General features: G+C 49.1%; 11 protein-coding genes. 4 read left to right on the top strand and 7 right to left on the bottom strand.

Annotation, left to right across the window (positions count from 1 at the left end; genetic code table 11):
• Positions 1–187: 187 nt before the first annotated feature.
• Complete coding sequence (locus Nant_RS20190) at positions 188–1186, top strand: AraC family transcriptional regulator (RefSeq protein ID WP_054343495.1); 999 nt, start codon at positions 188–190, stop codon at positions 1184–1186.
• Positions 1187–1265: 79 nt separating this feature from the next.
• Here the strand turns inward: Nant_RS20190 and Nant_RS20185 are convergent, their stop codons facing one another.
• Entirely contained in the window at positions 1266–1742 is a 477-nt protein-coding gene (locus Nant_RS20185; protein WP_054343494.1) for a hypothetical protein, read from the bottom strand.
• Positions 1743–2001: 259 nt separating this feature from the next.
• Here Nant_RS20185 and Nant_RS20180 point away from each other — a divergent pair, with 259 nt between their 5' ends.
• Positions 2002–3618 (top strand): fatty acyl-CoA synthetase, encoded by a 1617-nt coding sequence (locus Nant_RS20180; protein WP_054343493.1) that lies wholly within the window; start codon positions 2002–2004, stop codon positions 3616–3618.
• Between the two features lie 13 nt (positions 3619–3631).
• Here Nant_RS20180 and Nant_RS20175 read toward each other — a convergent pair whose 3' ends face one another.
• The 5 genes from Nant_RS20175 to moaA all read right to left on the bottom strand — a co-directional run bounded on the left by Nant_RS20175 (position 3632) and on the right by moaA (position 8113).
• Positions 3632–4543, bottom strand: coding sequence for a LysR substrate-binding domain-containing protein (locus tag Nant_RS20175; protein ID WP_082400447.1), 912 nt, complete (start codon positions 4541–4543; stop codon positions 3632–3634).
• Positions 4544–4557: 14 nt separating this feature from the next.
• Positions 4558–5790 carry a molybdopterin molybdotransferase MoeA gene (locus Nant_RS20170; protein ID WP_054343491.1) on the bottom strand — a complete coding sequence of 411 codons (1233 nt, stop codon included), beginning with the start codon at positions 5788–5790 and terminating at the stop codon, positions 4558–4560.
• Positions 5787–6335 carry a molybdenum cofactor biosynthesis protein B gene (gene moaB / locus Nant_RS20165; RefSeq protein ID WP_054343490.1) on the bottom strand — a complete coding sequence of 183 codons (549 nt, stop codon included), beginning with the start codon at positions 6333–6335 and terminating at the stop codon, positions 5787–5789. Before moaB ends, Nant_RS20170 begins: the two co-directional genes overlap by 4 nt.
• Positions 6336–6413: 78 nt before the next feature.
• Complete coding sequence (locus Nant_RS20160; RefSeq protein ID WP_082400445.1) at positions 6414–7109, bottom strand: Crp/Fnr family transcriptional regulator; 696 nt, start codon at positions 7107–7109, stop codon at positions 6414–6416.
• Complete coding sequence (moaA, locus tag Nant_RS20155) at positions 7109–8113, bottom strand: GTP 3',8-cyclase MoaA (RefSeq protein WP_054343488.1); 1005 nt, start codon at positions 8111–8113, stop codon at positions 7109–7111. The genes Nant_RS20160 and moaA overlap by 1 nt, the downstream gene beginning before the upstream one ends.
• Positions 8114–8373: 260 nt before the next feature.
• Between moaA and Nant_RS20150 the strand changes: the two genes are divergently transcribed.
• Both Nant_RS20150 and Nant_RS20145 read left to right on the top strand, forming a co-directional pair.
• Positions 8374–8811, top strand: a complete 438-nt coding sequence (locus tag Nant_RS20150) for a universal stress protein (RefSeq protein WP_054343487.1) — start codon at positions 8374–8376, stop codon at positions 8809–8811.
• An 8-nt stretch (positions 8812–8819) separates the two neighbouring features.
• Positions 8820–10373, top strand: a complete 1554-nt coding sequence (locus Nant_RS20145; RefSeq protein WP_054343486.1) for an alanine/glycine:cation symporter family protein — start codon at positions 8820–8822, stop codon at positions 10371–10373.
• 128 nt (positions 10374–10501) lie between these two features.
• Here Nant_RS20145 and Nant_RS20140 read toward each other — a convergent pair whose 3' ends face one another.
• Complete coding sequence (locus Nant_RS20140; protein ID WP_238377211.1) at positions 10502–18154, bottom strand: hemagglutinin repeat-containing protein; 7653 nt, start codon at positions 18152–18154, stop codon at positions 10502–10504.
• Positions 18155–18174: the final 20 nt, after the last annotated feature.

The raw sequence follows: 18174 nt of genomic DNA, 5'->3' as shown, positions 1-18174 counted from the left end.
ACCTTCACGATAAATGAAGGTTTTAATTTTTCACCAGTATTAACCGCGGCAATGTGTACTGACCATGACGATTGGAGACGTTTTATTTAACCAAAATGTCCACGCAAGCTTTTCGATATGACCAAACGCTAGCGAGTCACTGACGATAGCGTTATGCTCTGGCATCAGGGTTTTCACGTAGAACAAAATGAAAAAGAAGCTGGTTTCCAACCATTACATCCAAGCCACCATCAGCGGCGCACTCAAAGCAGGATTTTCTGCTGAAGCGTTACTAATACAGGCCGCCATTCCGCTGGAATTGAGGAATAAACCGCGCGCCAGGATTACAGAAGTACAGCTAGCGAACCTAATTCGTAGTGTATGGAGTAAAACCGGCGATGAGTTTATGGGGTTGACGGCTAACCCTTGCCATCTGGGAGTGTTTGAACTGATGGCAGAATCGGTACTGCAGGCAAAAACGCTCGGTGGGATGCTGCATCAAAGTGCGCGCTTTTATAACAGAGTACAAAACGACATTGAGTTTGCTATAAACCAACACAATGATAGCGTCGATTTCACACTCACACTACGTGATCCTAAACATGATCCCGACCACCTTTTTCAAGAGTTTTTGTTACTCATGTGGCAGCGTTTCAGCTGTTGGCTGGTAAATGAAAAAATAGCTTTTTTACATACCCGTTTCAATTACCCGGAGCCTGCTCATATTGATGAATACCCTCCCATGTTTGGCGGGCAGCTGTTATTTGAGCAACCGACATCAGGCTTTACACTGCACTCCAAACTACTCAACTTACCCATTGTCAGAGACCAGAACGAGCTATCCACTTTTTTACTACAGTCACCGTTAGAAATATTACGGCGTGTAGGGCAAGACAGCTCTTTGCACTCACAAGTACGGCGTTTATTGTTTAAACAAGGCTTAGAACATTTGCCAACATTAGAACAAATAGCAGACTCAATGCACATGACAGCACGAACACTACGCCGCAAACTCAAAGATGAGGGCGTGAGTTATCAGCAGATCAAAGACCGGTTGCGCTGCGACACTGCAATACGCCTATTAACAGAAGAGTCGTTATCGATTGCCGATATCAGCCTGCTCATAGGCTTTACAGAGCAGGCCGCATTTTGCCGGGCCTTTAAAAATTGGACAGGCGTGGCACCTAGCGTTTATAGCACACACTAAAACTTGAAGAGTGACCGTCTGCATAGTAAAAAATGACACTGTAGTGATTCACTCAGCCACCAAACTTTTACCTTAACCTTTAACCTTGCTCTGCTTCTACCAGTTTAATCATAGCGATTTTAACCTGATCTTTGCTCAGAAAATCATGATATTCGACCGCGCCATCAGCGCCTTGCTGGTACACTTTTTTGAGTTCTCCGGCATTAAGGGCGCGTACGCCTTTGAGGCTGACACTGGCGGCGCTCAGGTAATCCATAGGGACAGCTCCACCACCGAGTGTGGCGGGTAGTTGCAATGTATCAACACCAATTTGGCGTACGATTATTGAACCGCCCTCTATCAGTGCTTCTAAAAATGCCATTCGATACAGTTCAAAGTCGCTTTCTGTTCCGGGTACTGGTCCCTGCTCGCCACAACGGTTTACATCGCCGCTTGCAGATACATAAAACCGTTCTTGTTTAGCGCCATAACTGATGATGATGACCTTATCGCCAGCAAGTGACATCAAGACACCGTCCAGGTAAGCAGTATTTTTTTGGAAATTATCTGTATTCAAACCAACTCCGGTGCAGCGTGGCTAAGTTGACTGGGAAACTCGCTTAATAAAGAATCTCTTTTTTTCTTTCTAGAAAGTCTTATCGGCTAAAGATTTCCCTTCTTTAAGGATGATATGCAACGCCTGCCCTCCGACTGGCCTGATTCGTTAAATGCTTTGGACAAATTCATCATTGTTTAGCTTGCGTCACTCACAGAGACTAGGTAGAACTCGATAAAGCCCATGTAAAAAAACAATAAAACGTTAGAGGCCATTCGCGATGCAAACCGATTTACTACCTTTTATTCACACCGCTACCGGCAATACTATTGGTGACGGACTAACACGTTCTGTTATGCGCTTTGCCCATAAAGAAGCCATCATCTTTCAACAACGCCGCTGGACTTATCAACAGCTGGATTTAGCCGTTAATCGTGTAGCTAACCGATTACTGACGACAGGTCTGCAACAAGGTGATCGGGTGGCCGCTTATGGTAAAAATTCGGATGCTTATTTAATACTCTGGCTTGCCTGCGCGCGTGCAGGAATGATTCATGTGCCGATTAATTTTGCATTGGTCAAGGATGAATTGAGCTACCTGCTAGAACAGTCGGGAGCCAAGGCTGTATTTGTAGATGATACACTGGCCGAGCATGTTGCAGCGGTTCAGGAATCAACATCATTGGCTTTTATCGGTCGGCTACGCGCTGAGACGGGGCATACCGACACATTGGATATCCTGAGCATTGCACTCTCGCAAGGCAATGATCAATTGCCTGATGTGGTCGTAAACAATACGGATATTGTGCAGATTTTGTATACCTCAGGTACGACTTCACAGCCTAAAGGCGCGATGCATACTCACCGCTCTTTTATGAACGAATATACCAGCTGCATTCACCATCTTGACCTTAGAGATACGGATCGATCTTTAGCCGCCTTGCCTCTTTACCACTCAGCGCAAATGCATGTATTTACGATGCCGGCATTGATGATCGGAAGTCTGACTTATCTGATGGAAGCGCCACTACCCGAACGGGTGTTTGAGACAATCATCCGTGAGAAAATCAATTCGTTTTTTGCGCCACCAACGGTGTGGATTGGGTTATTACGTCACTCCGCATTTGATCAGTATGACCTTAGCTCATTGAAAAACATTTACTACGGCGCGTCTATTATGCCCGCGCCAATTGCTGCAGAGCTGGCTCAGCGGCTAGCAGGCAGTTGTTTGTACAACTGCTACGGGCAAAGTGAAATTGCGCCATTGGCTACCGTATTAGGCCCCGATGAACATGCAGGAAGACTCTCTTCGGCGGGCAAACCAATCATGTCAGTTGCCACTCGTATTGTTGATCCACTAACAATGGTCGATTGTGCTCCCGGTGAACGCGGTGAGATTGTGCACCGCTCACCCCACTTAATGGTTGGCTACTGGGATAAACCTGACGAAACCCGGGAAGCCTTTGAGGGTGGCTGGTTCCACTCGGGCGATTTAGCGTATGCCGATGAAGAAGGCTTTATCTATATTGTCGACCGGATTAAAGATGTGGTAAATACCGGAGGCGTTCTGGTTGCCAGCCGTGATGTAGAAGAGGCTCTGTACCTGCACTCCGCCGTGGCAGAAGTGGCTGTTATCGGAACACCTCACGACAAATGGATTGAAGCTATTACGGCTGTGGTCGTGCTAAAACCAGACGAAGACGCTACGGTGTTTGAATTGACTGAGCACTGCCACCAGCATCTGGCGGCTTTTAAAGTACCCAAATCAATTATTTTTGCTGACGGACTGCCAAAGAACACGGCCGGAAAATTACTGAAACGGACCTTAAGAGAGCAATACAGCGAAGCACACTTTGAAGATCGCTTGGAAGAACAGCTGGAAGAGCGGCTAAGCTAAATAGCTGAATAATTCAGAAGCCTGCGAAGCGCGTATCGTCTTTCAGTGTCGTAAACAACCATGTTTTGAAAGCCAGCGTCAGCACATCATGCTGACGTTCTTCGCCAACCACTAGCCAATAACCGGGCAGTAAGGCCGGATTCAATGCACTAACCGGTGTTTGCCATAAAGGCATAATCAAGCGCCCCTGCTGACAGGCATCCAGTGCTAATGCATCCGAAATTAACGCGACGCCTAACCCCTTCTCGGTGGCTTCAACCTGGCTTGCCTGGCTATCCAGAATCAGCGATTGCTGCTCTAGTAGCAGATCAAGGCTCAGCGTATTGGAGAACTGTTGCCATAAAGCCACCGACAGCTCGGTGCACAGTATGCGATGATATTTAATGTCTGCCGGGGTATTTAATGGTTTGTTAGCGGTTATCATCGAAGGGGCACAGACGAATCGTTTATCATCTTTGAGTAACAACTGCTTAGCGCTACTCGGCCATTGGCCCCAGCCCCACTGTATTGCGCAATCTAACCGCTGTGCTGCAAAGTCAGGGAAACCCACTGCGGTTGTGATCTTTATATCCACATCAGGGTACTGTTGTTCAAACTGCTCCAGCACGGGTAACAAGCGATGAACGGCAAACCACGGGGACGCATTAATACGGAACTGACGCCGCTGCTGACATGCTTGCGCTGCACGAATACCCTGTTCCAGTAATTGCATACTGCGCTCAGCATATTCATATAAACGCTCGCCGGCGGGTGTCAGTGTAACGCCGGCAGGAAAGCGCTGGAACAAGGTTATGCCCAGCGTATCTTCAAGCGAACGAACTTGTAAACTTACGGCCTGCGAGGTGACACATAGTTCATCTGCTGCTTGTTTAAAGCTGTTGAGCCTCGCCACTACACGAAAAACATTGAGGCTCTTTAGCGGCAAACGTCCTGAAATAGCTATACTGCACCGATTTCTGAGAAGGGGATAAACGCCAACCTATCGCCATGCGAAACCCGATGATGCTCTGGTATCACCAGTAATCCATCCGCCATCACGGCTGAACTAAGCACTCCCGAACTTTGGCTGTGCGCAGGAGCCGCAAACAAGGTGCCATTGTCGTTTCTGACGATGACCCGTACGAACTCTTTTCGGGAACCGCCTTTACTACGATCAAAACCTGCCTGTACCTGATAATGTCGAGGGAGCACATGATGTACGCCCTGCATTTTCAGCAGATAGGGGCGCGCCAACATCAGAAAGGTGACTAATACTGAAGATGGATTTCCGGGCAAACCAATAAAAGGCGTTCCTTTGACTTCACCAAACGCTAACGGTTTACCTGGTTTGATAGCCAGTCGCCACAGGTTCAAAGAGCCCAGCGCTTCAACGGCAGACTTAATGTGATCTTCTTCACCGACAGATACACCACCACTACTGATAATAAGATCAGCATGGCCGGCCGCTTGCGCTAATGCTTGCTGAGTCGCTTCGGGGGTGTCTTTAACGATACCTGGTGTCCATACCTCGCACCCCAGACGCGATAACAAACCCGTCAGCGTGAAGAAATTGGAATTGTAGATTTTACCTTGTGGGCACGGCATGCCTGGCATCACCAGCTCATCACCTGTATTCAATACGGCTACACATAAGCGACGATACACCGACACATCAGCCACACCGATCGACGCCAATACACCCAAATGCTGAGGCGCTAAAATAGTGCCTTGAGTGATAACTTTATCGCCAATATTAATATCCTGACCGGCTTTGCGGATGTTGTCGCCTTTATGCGGCAGACCGACGAAGCGTACCCCCTCACCTTCCAGTTGGGCTTCTTCCTGCATAATAACCGTATCGGCACCATGCGGAATTTCAGAGCCTGTGAATAAACGTACGGCGGTTCCCCGCTGGATAGCGTCAGCCGCATGCCCGGCAGCGACGCGTTGCGAGATTTGGAAAACTTTTCCTTCTTCTAAATCTTTAGCGCAGACAGCATAACCATCCATCGCACTGTTATCCGCTGGCGGAACAGACAAGGTAGAATGAATATCACGAGCCAGCACACGCCCCAGTGCTTCTTGCAATTCAACAACCTCAGTTTCCTGAACACTGTTAGCGGCATTAATTAATTGTTCCAGCCCACTTTCAAACGACTGTAATTTACCCGAATCGCAAGAGCATCCACTCATGAGCGGCTCCCACAGGCTGTTTCTGCATTCGGCAAGACCATCTCTACAAAGTTACACGGCCGATGGCGCGCATCCAGTTGCTCTTCAATAATACGAGTCCAGGCTGTTTTACACGCTTTCGGGGAGCCTGGCATACAGAAAATGACTTTGCGATTAGCAATGCCAGCCACAGCTCTGGACTGGATTGTTGAAGTGCCGATCTCGTCATAAGATAAGGTACGAAACAGTTCGCCATATCCTTCAACCTGCTTATCAAACAGCGGGATCAACGCTTCCGGGGTACTATCACGCAGGGTAAACCCAGTGCCGCCGGTAACTAATATAATCTGTGTGTTTTCACATGCGATCCAGTTCGATACGGCCGCACGTAACTGATAGATATCATCAGGTACAATTTTACGCTCTGTACAATGGTGCCCGGCTGCCGTTAGCAGTGCTTCTAAGGTATCGCCTGATGTATCCGTCTCAACCGTTCGGGTATCAGATACAGTCAGTACAGCGATATTGAGCGGTCTGAATACCACTGTGTCTTTTACATGTCCCATTTAATAATCTCCACCAGATCTGAGCATATTTCAGCTCTTTAGCCTGCACATATATCAACATAAAGTGCTTAGGGGTTGCTAATCTACCGCTTTAAGTCGGTCAAGTTTGTAAATCGTAACATCTCTACCGCTTACCGTTACGGCTTCGTCTTTGATCAGCTCTCTCAAAATACGTGACAAGGTTTCGGGTTGCATCGCTAACCTTGCCGCAATTAATTGCTTGGCTACAGGAAGATGAATCACCTGCCCTTCTGCCGCCTCTTTACCTGCTAAATCAAGCAGATAACGGCATGCCCTGTGACGCGCATTTTTCAATGTCAGGGTTTCTATTTCATTCAGTCGCGTATGTAAGCGGCGCGATAGCGTACCCAGAATTTTAAAACAACTTTCCGGTGAAGACTCCAGGATCTGCCGGTAAAGGCTGCTATTAAACCCCACTACGGTAGTTTTTTCCAAGGCTTCGGCATTCACCGGATAACAATTAATGTCATCCATGAACATAATCGCTTCTGCCATAGAGTGCCCTTCCTCGATCACTTCTATGACTTTCTCCTGTCCATCCTTCGAGAACCTGAAAAGTTTAATGCTTCCAGATACCACGATATAAAAGCGATCAGCTTTCTCTCCCTGTGCAAATAAGCGGTCGTGTGTATCAAGATCAACAGGCCTGGCGCGCTCAAACAATTGCGCTAATGCTTCATCATTCAGTGAAGAAAACAGCGGATGTACGCGCACCTGATCCAACACCCTGACACGTATAATAGGATTCATCATTAACCTCCCGTCATGTTCATGAAACGTACCACCTGAGGCTGATCTTCCTGATAAAAAGTATGTTCTTTGGGTTTGCACTGCATTGCGTCAATAATAGTCTGTTTCAAACGTTCGGCATCACCCGGATAGCGCCGCACTACCGCACGTAAATCTACTGAGTTATCCCGCCCCAAACACAACAGTAACTGCCCTTCCACCGTTAAGCGAATCCGATTACAGCTGTCACAAAAATTATGACTATGTGGTGAGATAAAACCGACACGGATATCGCTATCCTGCATCCGATAATAGCGCGACGGTCCTGCGGTTTTTTCAGCGCTGGCAACGAGTCCATGGCGTGTTTGAATACGTTTCAACACGTCATCACTGGTGCAAAGTGACTCCTGACGATTATGCGTACTCACCACCCCTAACGGCATCTCTTCGATAAAACTGATATCAATATTAAGCTCTCGGGCAAAATCGACCAGATCAATCACTTCGTCATCATTGCGGCCTTTTATAACGACGGTATTCAGCTTGATTCGTTCAAAGCCCGCATCCGCTGCCACGCGGATACCCCGTAATACCTGATCCAGCTTTTCGCGGCGAGTTAACGCGGCGAATCGTAACGGGTTTAAGGAGTCCAGACTAATATTCAAACGTTTGATACCGGCACGCTGCAAAGGCTCTGCATAGCGTTCCAGCTGCGAACCGTTGGTGGTCATGGTGAGTTCATCCAGCCCCGGCAATGCAGCAAGCTTTTCGGCCAGCGAAATAATATCGTGCCGCACTAACGGCTCCCCGCCGGTCAACCGGATTTTTTTAACACCCAGCTCGCTGAAGGCTTGCCCGATAGTAGCCAACTCTTCAAGTGACAAAACCTGATCACGCGGAAGAAATTTAACATCTTCAGACATGCAATAAACACAGCGGAAATCGCAACGATCTGTTACCGACATACGCAGATACTCAATACGCCGTCCAAAGCCATCAATTAATTCTGTGGTAGTGGTACTGCTCATATTCGTCCTGCCAGTGATCGCCCGAATGACAGTACTTGTATTAATAACACAAGCACTTTTCTATTCGTTTTATTATGAAGCGGCGGTTAACCCTGAAATATACCTAACAGGTGGTAACTCAGAGGATTAAAAGAGATATAGAGAAGAACGGGCTAAAAGTTTTAATGCTGGGACATCTGCTACATATTTAACGACGCTTCTATTGACTTAACACCTAATTACACACCAAATTACTGAATAATAAAAAAAGGAGTGAAAATATGACAACTAAATTAATCGTTGGTTTGGATGGTAGTGAGCCTGGAGAACGGGCACTCGATCATGCTAAGCGCTTATCAAAACTCATTGGTCATTGCACCATTGAGCTGGTGTATATCATTGAGTGGTCGCCCTACAGCTTCCAAACCGCTGAAGAAAATGCCCAGCGCCATAAACGCAGAGAGCAAGAGGTAAAAACGGCAACCGAACGTGTAATAACGCCCGCATTGACTGTACTTAAAGCCGAAGGATTCACCGCAAATGGACGTGTATTACACGGTGATGCTGCAGAACTCCTGAACTCAGTCGCAATCAAAGAGAAAGCTGAGCAGATTATTGTAGCCAGATCGACAGAAAGTGGCTTTGCAGCAAGGCTGTTTGGTAGCGTCACCGCAAAACTTGTAATGAGTGCCACCGTTCCTGTCACAGTCGTAAACTGAGGTTTATTATGCAAACTAAAAAAACAATAAGTTGCGCAATCATCTCTATTATTCTGTTTTTTCAAAGCTCAGCCGCATGGGCAGAAAGCAGTATTGATCAAACCGTAAATGAAGCATTTTCATGGGCTACTGGCTGGTTCGTCAATCTGATCTTTGCCCCACTACCCGGTACCAGCTTCCCGTGGATCGTTCTATGGTTGGTGACAGGCGCTACCGTTTTTACAGTCTACTTCGGATTTATTCAATTCCGTGCTATCCGGCATTCTATTGCACTGGTTAAAGGAGATTACTCTGATCCTGACGATGCGGGTGAGGTTTCCCACTTCCAGGCGCTGGCTACTGCATTATCCGGCACCGTCGGTTTAGGTAATATTGCAGGTGTTGCCGTAGCCGTTAGCATTGGTGGTCCGGGAGCTACATTTTGGATGGTCCTTGCTGGCCTGATGGGGATGGCTTCAAAGTTCACCGAGTGTACTCTGGGTGTCAAATACCGTAATGAATATGCTGATGGTACGGTCTCAGGCGGCCCTATGTATTACATCTCGAAAGGCTTCAAGGAGCGCGGTGTTCCGGGCGGAAAATTCCTTGCAGGCTTATTTGCGGTATTTTGTATCCTTGGTGCACTGGGCGGCGGCAATATGTTCCAGGCGAATCAGGCACATGCTCAGATCAGTAGTATTGTGGGTGATTATCCGGGCTGGATCACGGGTGTTATTTTTGCGCTTATTGTGTTTGCAGTAATTGTTGGTGGTATTAAATCTATCGCCAATGTCACTGAAAAAATAGTGCCAATCATGGGTGTTTTATATGTATCAGCAGCAGCGATCATAATTATCATGAATGCAGATAAAGTGGGTTGGGCTTTTGAGCAAATTTTCCTCGGCGCTTTCACTGGATTAGGGGTTGCCGGAGGGTTTGTTGGGGCACTGATTCAAGGCTTTAAACGCGCCGCATTTTCCAATGAGGCTGGCGTGGGGTCTGCTGCTATTGCCCATTCGGCCGTACGCACCAAAGAACCGATTACAGAAGGATTAGTTTCTCTGCTTGAACCATTTATTGATACGGTTGTGATTTGTACCATGACGGCTCTGGTTATCATTATTACCGGGCAGTTAACTACAGATCCAACCACCGGGCTTTATCTCGTTGGAGAGAGTGGTCGCATTATAACAGCCGATGGTTCATCGGGTGTTGCGCTGACATCTGCAGCATTCTCGTCAGCTATCAGTTGGTTTCCTTACGTGCTTGCTGTCGCTGTGGTGTTATTCGCTTTTTCAACCATGATTAGCTGGTCTTACTATGGTTTAAAAGCCTGGACTTATCTGTTTGGTGAAGGAAAAACGACAGAGTTAGTATTTAAAATAATCTTCTGTATTTTCGTGGTGATTGGTGCAGCAGCCAATCTTGGACCTGTAATTGACTTCTCCGATGCTGCCATTTTTGCCATGGCCGTTGCCAATATCATCGGACTTTACTTCTTAATGCCTATCGTTAAGAAAGAATTGACTTCATACATGTCACGCTTGAAATCAGGAGAAATAAAAAAATTCGATAAATACTAAAACGCAAAATGCCACCTTTATAAGAAGGTGGCATTTATGTTACGCATCCAGGCATTTCTCATTCAGGTGAAATGCCGCTTTAACTATTGCAGGTCGAGCCATACACTGTCAGTTGATGGCTTTTCTGTTTAATTACCCCCAGAAATTGAAGCCTCAACACCTACCGAAATATCCGATTTTTCAGCCTTTATTTTGACCTCATTTCCGATAATTTGCGTTCCTTCTTTGGCCTTAATGTTAGCTTCCTGATTAACAACATTATTACCCTTGATACTCACTTTACCACCGGATTCAATCGATGTAGCATCCGAGTCCACTTTATTCGCATAAGCGGCGCTCCCACCGATAGAGCCTTCTTTCGTAGTGCCTTCGTCGCCCTTCTCTGCTCCAATACTGGCCTCTACACCAAAAGAGGTGGTGGTCGAGGTACTTTTAGCGGCTTTAAGATTGACGTTGCCACCCGCATCAACGGCCGTATCGCCATCCGACTTCAATTTTGTTCCTTCAAAGCTGGCATCTTTGCCAGCCGAGATATTAATACCACCGCTACCCGCCTTGATACTTCCGGCTTGAGCCGTACTACTAACGCTATCCTCTTGTGAGTAGCCTCCGCTTGCTGCTGCGCCTTTACTGCCTTTGCTGGTACTCAACTCCACACTCGCATCGATAGTCGACTTGCTGCTTTCAGCCGTATCACGCGCCGCCTTGAAGTCAACGCTACCGCCAGCATCAATATCCGCCGCTCCACCCGCCTCTATTTGAGTTCCTTCAAAACTGGCATCGCCAGTGGTCTTAATGTTGAGGTTTCCGCCTGCATTAATACCACCGGTCCGCGCCGTACTGGTACTGCCACTTTCTCCTTCATTACCATATGAAGCTTCCAGACTACCGCCGGCCTTACCCACCAGATCGACTTTGAGCTCTGCATCCATTTTGTTAGCATCAGAAGACATGCTAGTTGTATCCTTAGCCGCCTTGAACTCCAGGGAACCTGCTTCGATATTGATATCACCGCCCGATTCAAACTGCGTGCCTATTAACGTAGTTTTTTCTTCCGACTTAGAATTAATACTGCCACCTGACTTGTATTTAGTGGTGACAGCCGTTGTTGAACTTTCACTTTCGCTATTAATACTGCCTTCATATTTGGCACGCAAACCTGCACCTGCACCCGCACCCGCATCCGCACCATCTTTGCTAACACCTGCTTCAGCAGAAGCACTGGCACCCACACCAATTTTAGCATCATGACTAGACGAGTCTTTACTGGAGAAAGTTGAGTCATTAGCCTCTATCTCCTTGATCTCGCGCGCCGATTGATTAATATCGCCGCCCGCTTCAATCTGCGTACCCTGATCCACAATGGTATTTTCTGCGTTACGTGTAAAGTTACCGCCAGACTTAAAGCTGCTCGTAACGTTAGTCACAGAACCTTCAGTACTGGATTCCTCTTCAGTCTTGTAACGAATACCGGCACTAACATCCGCAGATACCCCACCGCCAGCTTCTGCATTGGCTGGATCACCACCGACATTAATCTTTCCTGCATCAGCCCCTGCGCTTGCTTCAGCGCTCACTTTTGCATCGATATAAAGTCCAGCAGTCTTGGTTTCCTTCGATGAAGTTTTCAGTGTGATATCTTGTGCCGCCATGTTGAGGATATCCGTGGCTTCGATATTCATGTCGCCGCCGGATTCGACCTCAGCACCCACAAAAACAGCCGCCTCTTCTGCCTTGATCGACATATTGCCGCCAGACTTCAATGTAGAACTTGAATTGGTCAATGAGTAGTCAGTCGACTCTTCATTCTCAGTGCGGGCACCGAAAGTGACGGTACCGCTGGCTTCAGCAGAGGCGCTCGCACTCGCACTCGCGTCGGTGCCTGCCGTCCCTGCTTTAGCCTGAGCATCGGCACCGGCTTCTGCCTTGGCTTCACCTTCGCTATAAATACCTATCGAGGTACGCTCGGTTTGGGTGTTCGTCCATTCTTCGTTGCGTCCTGCCAATACTTCTACGTTTTTAGCATCCAGCTCCATATCACCACCGGACTCAACATTAGAGCCTTGCACCTTGAACGTACCTTCGGTTTGAGCTTTTAGATTACCGCCAACTTTAAAGTTTGACGATACGCTGGTGTTAGAACCTGCTTGAGTAGAGGTTTTGGTTGTCTCTACTAATTTGAGATCCCCCGAACCAGAGGCTTCTGCGCTGGCGGAAGCACTCGCCGTCGCATTGGCCCGTCCAGGACCACTGGCTGAATCACTACTGGAAGCAGAATCAGAGTCGGACTCGCCAGAACTACCGACTTTCAGGAAAGTAGTCGTTTCTGTCACAGTATTGGTGCGCGTCTCATCCAAGCCATCGAGAATATTAATCCCTTCCTTAGCATTGATATCCGCATCGCCTGCAATCGTTACATCCGAACCCTGCACGGTCATGGATTTGTCGGCCTTAACAGTAGCGTTACCGCCCACTGTCAATGTCGATCCAGAATTTGTACCTTTAAAATCATCGGTGGTCACTTTTTCTGTCCCCGCCACACCGCCACCAACGCCGAAACCAGATGTTTCTTTTACAGACTTGGTCGTTACCTTGTCCTGCCGTGCTATCACATTAAAGTCACCACCCGCGTCAACAGCTAAATCACCGCCAACGCTGACATCACTCCCTGCAATGGTCGTATCGGCACCGCTCGTTATGCTCAGATTTTCACCCGTCTGCAGAACTGAACCTATATTGCGCTCCGTGCTGGTCGTCGTATTGGTGGACGAGCTCACCAGGCTGTTGCCGGATGTTGTCGCAATTGAGTTCGTCGTTTTATCAACAATCGTGTCAAAAGTAACATTATCACCAGCAGTTAAAGCAGCATCACCGCCCGCTTTAACTTCAGCACCCAAAACAATGATGTCTTTCTTGGCATCCAGACTCAGACTGCCAGTTGAGGTAATACTGCCTTGTTTACCAATAGTGGTAACGAAAGTATTTTCACTGCCTTGACCTGTCGCCAGTGTCTCGTTTTTAATACTTCCCTCGGTCGATATGAGTGAAACAATCCCTCCCGTAATCGTGCCGCTGGTGTTAGTAATGTCTTCAACCGATTTGAGATTGAGTGAGTCTGTACCGCTAACGGTCCCCCCCGTGTTGCTGATGGACTGCACATCCATAGTGACACTACCGCCTGCAATGACAGCACCTGTCTGAATCGCATTACGGGTGGCCGCTGACAAGTAAACCACAGGTGCGAGAACTTTCTGTCCGGCAACAGTCGTTTCAACCATCCAGACGACATCTTCCTTCAGATTGGCAGTTTGATCGCCTGTCAGAGCCTGTCCGAATACAAAACCCGCTTGTTTTCCTTCAGTTACCGCCTGATCCATAAGCCGCTTCATCTGATCCGCTTCATTGCTATAGCCGTTCAAAATATTGTTACCGACCTGACTGATCAATTGCTGACGAATCAGGTTAGCCTCGTAATTAGAATCACCCAGACGTTTAATAACAGTGTCAGGGTTATACCCATAGCGCTCCGCCATATAATCGGAACCAACAAAGTTTGAACCTACAGCAAAGAGAGGATTAGCCTCTACCAGATAGGTGGCATTGGGATCCTTACTGATAACAAAGTAACCATTGGGATTAGTTGGCAGGGTAATGACGAGACCGCCAAAACTGATCGCCGACGCTCCTGTAGCGGTGGTTGTTCCACCCACCGCGGTACCACCACTTGTTCCCGATGTTGGGCCACTTAATGCTGAACCATCCCTGCCACTGGTAGCATTTGTACCACCCACACCCGTTCCGCCACTAGTTCCCGATGTTGGGCCACTTAATGCTGAACCATCCGTGCCGCTGGCAGCACTTGTCCCACCTACACCCGTTCCACCATTTGTTCCCGATGTTGAATCACTTAATGCTGAACCACCCGTGCCACGGGTCGCGGTTGTCCCATTCACACCGGCTCCACCCTCTGTTCCCGATGCTGAATCACCTAATTCTGAACCATCGGTATCACTTGTCGTCGTGGGGCCTGCTACTCCATTGAGGGCTTCACTCTCAGCCCCTCTTGCCGCTAAGGTTGGCGAGTGTGCAGAACCTTTATTTTTCAATGTTCCGCCTGAAAATACGATATTGCCTGCGAATATGCCCGCAGAGGAAGTAAAGTGTGTCCCTACAACACCAAAATCCTTATTGTAAGCATCATCGCGTGAACCTAAATACCAGACACCTCCGGCTCCCCATGTCAGATTGCTGCTGGTGCCGGCATAGTACGGATTGGAGCCGAATTGAGCATCATTGTTTGCATATATGTATTGATAAGTTTTAGAACTGCAGTCCCAGCAGTCATACATAACGGTGCCCCATCGACGTTTATATTGGTGAGTCTGGAGGTCAAAAGACTGATTCGTAAAGCTCCCCGACCCCGTTACCGAAAGGGTACCTACAGACGAAAGAACGGCCGCACTATTATTGGCAGCTCCGGAACCATAATTGATGGTCATGTTTCTGCCTGCCAGTATTTGTGGTTTGATTGCCGGCAGGGCAGCACTTTTTTCCTTTACATAGGTGGTATCTTGGTAAATATGAATAGTGTTGCAATCTGAGCAACTCGATTCTTCACTGTAATGGTCAAGCGTCGGCCCCGAAACCACCTCGGCGTTGGCCCAATCTAAGCTAATTGTTGGCAACCCACCCACCGGTTCGTTGCGGAAACCACTCGTAGAATTGATGGTTATATCACCTGTGGCTCTGATCATGTGATTATTAACGAACGAGGAAGCAGTCAATATCATATTATGGGCATCTATAGTGCCGGTGGACGCTTTGTTTGTGAACGTGCTCGTTGCACCTGCGGATAACGCTCCACCCGAATACAGCGCGCCGTAATTATAAAAACTTCCAGCGGTCGCATTTACATTCAACGTACCCAGCGCCGAGAATCCGCCCGTAGAACTATTGCTAATCCAGGGGGCATTAAAATTAAGTATGTGGCCGGAGTGGATAGCTCCCAAATTCTGGAATCCAGAAGAAAGCCCAATATCCGTCGTGCCGCTCGACGTACTGCCGACAATTCTCGAAGAGCTGCCACCGAAAGTAAGCGTGTTCAGGTTTACGGTCATGCCGCCCGGGCTTGTTAGCACACCACCGTTATTGACGGTCAGAGTTCCCGCATTGATGTCCACGGTATTACCCAGCATGACGCCGCTACCGCCTATGCTGATATCGACCCCTCGACCCCCGCCTGAACCCTTCACGTCAAGCAATCCGCCAGACTCCATGCGACCAGCATCATTAATGGAATAGTAGCTATCAGTCCCGCGCAGGGTAAGGCTACCCGCTGTTAGGAGCTGGCCTGCGTTTGTGAGTGACGTTGCCACATTCAGTGCAGCGCTGCCTTGCGACTGCAAGGTGCCAGTATTATTGATATTGTTAGCGGTGATAGTACTCCCTGCTGCACCACTCTGAATGTTGCCAGCGTTAGTCAGGTCCGACAATGAGAGCAGCAACTGGTGGCCAAAAGCAACGCTGCCTGCATTGCTGTTAAAGCGTGTATTAGTGCCATTGATGGACAGGGTATCGCCCGAAAGCCCCCCTGCCTGTAGATAACCACCCGCCTGGTTGGTGACCGTCAGTGGGCTTCCTGTGCCTGTCAACGTTAAGTCATTATTGGCAATAATCGTATTAGCATTGGTGAGCGTGCCACCCGATATATTGACATTCAGATTCTGGGCTGACTGAATGACGCCAGTCCCCATATTAGTTAACGTAGCCGCATTTACGATGCCGTTGTAGCCAGCGCCAGAGGTAATTATTTTTCCACTATTAGCAAGCGCGCCCGTCGTGATGGTGGCGTCCTGATTCGTCTGAAGCGTACCAGAGTTGGTCAGGCTGCCCGAATTACTGGTCAAATTTTTGCTGGCAAACAGGGTGCCGGAATTGTTGAGCAACTGGGCTATGCTTGCCGTCAGACCCGCACCAGACTGCAGTGTGCCGGTGTTGGTCAGGGTGTCTGCTGTCACGCGGCTGTTGCCGGTACCGCCGGTCGCTAAGGTTAGGGTGCCGGCGTTATTGAGTGCATCGCTCACGTCAATCGTGCTGATGGCCGTACCGCCCTGAATGGCGCCGGCATTGGTGAGGCTGGCTAACGTAAAGGCCAACTGATCGCTCAGTATCGTGCCGCCTGCATTGTTGTTAAGTGCCACGGCAGGGCCGCCGATAGTGAGCGTATCACCGCTGTTTGTTCCCGACTGAATAAAACCGCCGCTCTGATTGGTCAGCGTCATGCCGGCACCGGTCGAGGTGAGCGTCAGATCACGCGCGGCGATGATGGTCTTGGCATTGGTCAGCGTATCACCGGACACATTGATAACCAGGTCCTGAGCCGACTGAATAATACCCGCGCCCGTGTTGCTCAGGGTGCCCGCATTCACTGTACCCGCTTTGGCAGCGGAATCGGATAGCATCATCAGCCCGGTATTCGATAGTGCACCCGTAGCGGTAATCGTGCTGCCGTCATTAGCCTGAAGCGTACCCGAGTTAGTCACGCTGGCCGAATCACTGCTCAGGCTGGTTTTCGCCAGTAAGGTCCCTGAGTTAGTCAGCCCCTCAGCAATCGCCAGAGTCATACCGGCATTGGATTGCAAGGTGCCACTGTTGTTCAGGCTTGTGACTGTGATGCCTGTGGTGTTACCCAGCACCGTACCCGATTGCGTGTTGAACGTGGCATTCGCGCCGCTGATCGTCAGCGCGTTGCCCGCCTGAATAACCCCGGGGTTGGTATTACTGATCGCCAGTGCCGATGTTGCCGCATCAACCAACAAGTCATGGCTGGCCAGTAGCTTACCGGCATTATCCAGTGTGTCTGTTACATTAAGTGTCAGGTCATTTTCCGACTGGATGACACCGGTCTCGGTATTGGTTAGCGTAGACGTATCGATGACGCCGTTGTATCCGGTACCCGAGGTAATCAACTCTCCGCTGTTGGTCAGTGCATCCGTGGTGATGGTGGCGTCCTGATTCGTCTGAAGCGTACCAGAGTTGGTCAGGCTGCCCGAATTACTGGTCAAATTTTTGCTGGCAAACAGGGTGCCGGAATTGTTGAGCAACTGGGCTATGCTTGCCGTCAGACCCGCACCAGACTGCAGTGTGCCGGTGTTGGTCAGGGTGTCTGCTGTCACGCGGCTGTTGCCGGTACCGCCGGTCGCTAAGGTTAGGGTGCCGGCGTTATTGAGTGCATCGCTCACGTCAATCGTGCTGATGGCCGTACCGCCCTGAATGGCGCCGGCATTGGTGAGGCTGGCTAACGTAAAGGCCAACTGATCGCTCAGTATCGTGCCGCCTGCATTGTTGTTAAGTGCCACGGCAGGGCCGCCGATAGTGAGCGTATCACCGCTGTTTGTTCCCGACTGAATAAAACCGCCGCTCTGATTGGTCAGCGTCATGCCGGCACCGGTCGAGGTGAGCGTCAGATCACGCGCGGCGATGATGGTCTTGGCATTGGTCAGCGTATCACCGGACACATTGATAACCAGGTCCTGAGCCGACTGAATAATACCCGCGCCCGTGTTGCTCAGGGTGCCCGCATTCACTGTACCCGCTTTGGCAGCGGAATCGGATAGCATCATCAGCCCGGTATTCGATAGTGCACCCGTAGCGGTAATCGTGCTGCCGTCATTAGCCTGAAGCGTACCCGAGTTAGTCACGCTGGCCGAATCACTGCTCAGGCTGGTTTTCGCCAGTAAGGTCCCTGAGTTAGTCAGCCCCTCAGCAATCGCCAGAGTCATACCGGCATTGGATTGCAAGG

Source organism: Neptunomonas antarctica (genome assembly GCF_001305295.1).
Lineage (GTDB): Bacteria > Pseudomonadota > Gammaproteobacteria > Pseudomonadales > Balneatricaceae > Neptunomonas > Neptunomonas antarctica.
This window is presented reverse-complemented; position numbering and strand designations above follow the sequence as displayed.